At 40.5% G+C, this 4,785-nt stretch carries 4 protein-coding genes; 3 read left to right on the top strand and 1 reads right to left on the bottom strand.

From position 1 onward, the window contains the following. Positions 1–106: 106 nt before the first annotated feature. A complete protein-coding gene (locus RM368_RS37940) occupies positions 107–910 on the bottom strand; it encodes an aldo/keto reductase (RefSeq protein WP_322698839.1) in 804 nt (267 codons plus the stop codon). A gap of 392 nt (positions 911–1,302) precedes the next feature. Here RM368_RS37940 and RM368_RS37945 point away from each other — a divergent pair, with 392 nt between their 5' ends. From RM368_RS37945 to RM368_RS37955, 3 genes are all read left to right on the top strand, one after another. Beyond that, positions 1,303–2,793 carry a glutamine synthetase family protein gene (locus RM368_RS37945; RefSeq protein ID WP_322698840.1) on the top strand — a complete coding sequence of 497 codons (1,491 nt, stop codon included), beginning with the start codon at positions 1,303–1,305 and terminating at the stop codon, positions 2,791–2,793. A 364-nt stretch (positions 2,794–3,157) separates the two neighbouring features. Then, complete coding sequence (locus tag RM368_RS37950) at positions 3,158–3,454, top strand: microviridin/marinostatin family tricyclic proteinase inhibitor (protein WP_322698841.1); 297 nt, start codon at positions 3,158–3,160, stop codon at positions 3,452–3,454. Positions 3,455–3,633: 179 nt separating this feature from the next. Continuing rightward, a complete protein-coding gene (locus RM368_RS37955) occupies positions 3,634–4,623 on the top strand; it encodes an MvdC family ATP-grasp ribosomal peptide maturase (RefSeq protein WP_322698842.1) in 990 nt (329 codons plus the stop codon). Positions 4,624–4,785 lie beyond the last annotated feature (162 nt).

Genomic DNA, 4,785 nt, shown 5'->3' on the forward strand with positions numbered 1-4,785 from the left:
TATCTTGATTCGACCACTTTAGCTGGTAATTTCTTTTTAAAAAATCACCTTAAAGAAAAAATAGCACCATAGATGAATTGCTTTACCACTAGCAATAACCAGGATTTTAAATCCATTGAGTATCAAAAGCGTCTTGTCCAGTACCATAAATTAAGTCGCCATACTCCTGCCAATGAGTTAGTTCCTGCTGCGAAAGTTGGGGTGAGTGCAGCACAGAAAGATTTTCCAGTAATTGCTGCCTATTTTTTGGGGCAGTAAGTGCCAGACGCACTGCCCGATGACTTAGTGCCATTCGGTAACAATCTGCTGCTAGTGGTGGTTTTTGTTGCCAATTGGGATGCCCCTTAAGTAATGACCCCCAACGAGTACAGGTAAACGCTACTACTGGAATACCTGTCTTTGAAGCGCTGGGAAGAACATCTTCTTGAGCTTTTCGATGTGCCATATTATAGCGGAGCATCAGCACGTCACATTGATGTGCTTCTATTAATTGTTTGGCAATGGGTAGGTTGTGAGTTGTGACTCCTACATAACGCACAAATTTTTGATCTTTCCAAGAATGCAGTTCGTCAAGCACCGCTTGAAGTTGACCTATGTTATCAGCAGGAGAAACATATTCAGCAAAAAATACATCTACTTGCGCGATATTTAAATGATGGCGCACACAGTCTAAGTAATTGCGTAAAGATTCTATATTCCGATTTTCACTACCTGTTGCTACCAAGGTCTGCTCACGCTTTCCTACCAACAGAGATTTCAAGCCATCCAAGAAGTTTTCTGATTCCAAATTGTAAAAGAAAAAGTAATTGATCCCCGCTTCAAATGCCAATGAAACAGTTGCAGCATCTATCGATTGCCCTGCTAAACCAAGAATGCTTGCTGGCTGTCTGTGTATAGTTACTAACTCCACGTCAACGCTCCAATTCTCACTTTTACTCTATTACACCTTCATGATGTTAGTGAAAACTCAATGAATCTTAATTTTTAATCATCTTCTGCAATGATTGATAAAAATTGGTTAGCTTCTGAAAAAAGGAAGTCAGGAGTATTTAATTAGGAGCTACAAGTTAGAAACCACGCAATCATGTCACGCTTAAGTATAATAAAATATAAAATTCTTACTGTCGAATCTTATTTCACAATGATCTAAGCTAATATTCTCACTCCAGAATGTATATTTCAACCAAATAAAGTAATTGAGCTTTAAAACGCTTTAACTCATGCAGAACTCTAGTTAATATCGTCACATTCGTCAAGCGTCAACAGAATCGCTCCATGTTAATTTAAGACCTTTTGTGTGCAATGAAAAAGCCTGGATTTATTGAGCGTCATCACCTGTGGACAGAAATCCAAAAAGAAGCATCTAAAAAGCTTGAGGCTGTTGTCAAAGAACGGGATCTATTGTTGATTCGTACCGCTTGGTCTGACCAGCATGGCATTGTTCGCAGCAAATCGCTCTTACCGCAGACATTTTTCAGCGCCTTAGAAAACGGTATGCAAATCAGCACAGGGACATTCTTGTTTGATACTGGTGGTGCAATAGTATTTAACCCGTTTGTTCCTGGGGGTAGTTTAGATATGCCTTTGATGACAGGTGCGCCAAATCTTGTGGCTGTTCCCGATCCTGATACCTTCAAAATTCTGCCTTGGGCAAAACGTACTGGTTTTATTCTCTGTGACGAGTACTTTCAAAATGGTCAGGTAATGCCCTTTTCCAGTCGCGGTATTTTGCGCCAATCATTGGTAGAGTTACATCAAAGAGGATTGGAGTATATTGTCGGCTTAGAAGTTGAGTGGTATCTGGCAAAGTTAGAAGATCCAATGTTAGCGATCGCTAATGTTGGTACTTCTGGAAAACCTGGTGAACCTGCAAAAGTTAGCGCTGTAGAGCATAGTTTCCAATATCTTTTAGAATCCCACAATCCAGAGATTCACGACTTACTGCGCGTTTTAGCAGAAAACTTAGTTGAAATGGGATTGCCTTTAAGGAGTGTAGAAAATGAAGGAGGTGTCGGTCAATTTGAATTTACCTTTGACCCGATTCCGGCGTTGCAAGCTGCGGATACAATGATGATATTCCGAATGGCGACCAAGCAAATCTGCCGTCAACAAGGTTACATCGCATCATTTATGTGTCGTCCAGGATTACAAGGTTCTTCTTCCAATGGCTGGCATTTGCACCAATCCCTGGTAGACCGAAGCACAGGCGAGAACGCTTTCATGTCTGCAAACTCTAAAACCCTAATGTCAGATTTAGGTAAACATTTCGTTGGTGGTCTTCTGAAACACGCCAATCCCGCTTCTGTGTTCACAACCCCGACAATTAACGGCTACAAAAGATTTAGACCTTATTCCCTAGCTCCCGATCGCGCCGGATGGGGATTGGAAAATCGAGGGGCAATGATTAGATTACAAGGCGGTTATGATGATCCCACCACCCACATTGAAAACCGAGTTGGAGAACCAGCAGCCAATCCTTATCTGTATATGGCATCGCAATTGATTTCTGGGCTAGATGGTGTAGATCGTAAACTTGACCCTGGCTCTCCAACAGAGTCACCTTACGCTACAGAAAGTCCCACCTTACCCAAAAGTTTACCAGAGGCGATTTCATATTTGAGCCAAAGCGAACTTTTTGCTCAAAAAATGGGGCAGCAGTTCATCAATTTCATCATAAAGATGAAACAGAATGAAATTAATCGCTTTTTGCAGTCCGTCGGCGATCGGCCACCAGAAGACTATTTAAAGCAGGTGACTAACTGGGAGCAAAGAGAATATTTTGAATTATTTTGAAGTCAATAATTCCTAGAAATATCGCGCTTTTAAGGATGATTATTAAGATATTTAAGTGAATCTTTTGATAATTACCTGCCCCACCATCCCCAGTCCCCAGTCCCGTTACTATACTGTTTCACAATTGCGCCCCGTCCATACTTGCTGTAAGAAAAATTATTATATTTTTAACTTTATACAAGCGTAATTACACAAAAGTAAATATTTATTTTTTAATAAATATTTACTTATTATGGTAAGTCAAACTTCGCCAATTTCTGAGGTTGAGTTGATGTATAAATTCTTTTTTTGGCAAAGGTATTAGTATGTATTATGTCATATAATACAGGAGATATTTAAGTTCCGTTTTTATAGGAGAAAGATTGTGTCTGAAAACAAACCAGAAAAGTTGAATTCACAAGCAGTACCATTCTTCGCTCGATTCTTGGAAGGGCAAAGCCTTGAAGACCTTTCTGATGAAGACTCAAAAGCGATTATCGGTGGTAAATGTAATAATGCCACAAACAAGAATAAGGATGAACTTGTAACAACTCTGAAGTTTCCATCCGATCAAGAAGATGGCGCAGTAACTAAGAAGTACCCTTCTGATAGTGATGAGTACGCTGTTACTCAGAAGTATCCTTCAGATGGTGATGACAGTTCGCCGTCTTCACCTTCATAGCTGCATACTTTTGATTACACCAGAGATGCGGTTTTAAAACTATTGTCAGTATAAAAATACAGTTAGTGCCAACTTCATCTAGGGGTTGGCTTCTCATTAAAATTAAGTTCGCTTGTTTAAAATTTTGCTTTCTCAAGAGTTAACAATAGTGAAAATGCAAAAACTAATAAAAATATTTTATGCACCTCGCTCGTGATGTAGTTTTATTAATCACCCATAGTGGTGATTACTTTACAATAGATAGAGTTGCAGAAGCAGTATCAAAACTAGGCGCACAGCCATTTCGTCTTGATACTGATAAGTTTCCGATCGCACTTCAACTCCAGGCTAATTTAAGTAACTCTGGTAGCAATCATTCACTGCAATATAACGATCGCTCCCTCAACACCGAGCAAGTGCAAGCAGTATGGATGCGGCGTATTTGGCAACCCGATCTCGGTCAAGAATTAGCTCCACAATTTCAAGCAGCCTGTTCTAATGAATCACTCGCAGTCTTAGATGGCTTTTGGGACAGCCTCAGAGATGCTAAGTGGGTGGATGATTTACGCCGGATAAGTGCAGCTGAAAACAAGTTACGCCAACTGCGGATTGCATCAGAAGTAGGTCTTGTCATACCTCGGACTCTTGTCACTAACAATCCTCAAGAAGCACGAGAATTTTTCCACCAAGTTAAGGGAAAAATGATTGTCAAACTGCTCAGACCTCTTTCTTTTGGGATGCAAGCCTCTTCTTTTTTCATGTATACCAGCACCGTTAAAGAAGAAGACTTACTTGATGCTGAAACACTGCGCTATAGTCCAGTTATGTTTCAAGAACAAATTCCTAAACAGCAAGAACTACGAGCAGTATATGTGAATGGCAATCTCTTTGTCGGGGCGCTAGATGCGTCTGAGTATGCAGCATCTACCCAGGATTGGCGACGCGAGACAAAAGAGATTCTTACCTGGCAACCACATCAATTACCCGATCGACTAATCCGTTGTTTGGATGCCTTTATGGCTAAGTTTGGACTGGTTTTTGGAGCATTTGATTTGATTAAAACGCCATCAGGAGAATATGTTTTTTTAGAAATTAATCCTACAGGAGAGTGGGGGATGCTAGAGAGAGATTTGGACTATCCAATTGCTCAAGCGATCGCATCTGCATTACTTTCAACAAGCCCGAAGTAAAATGCTCATACTTAAAAATTCCCAACCAACTGATAACCCAATACGCTTGGGTTAAGGCTGAATGGCACTAAGTTAAAATATAGCCCCTGCCCTGACTGGTTCCCAGCCTCTAGGCCTTGTCATTACCAACATCTTTTAAAGTGAGGTAGGGATGTAATAGAG

It is taken from the genome of Nostoc sp. DedSLP03, from assembly GCF_034530815.1.
GTDB lineage: Bacteria > Cyanobacteriota > Cyanobacteriia > Cyanobacteriales > Nostocaceae > Nostoc.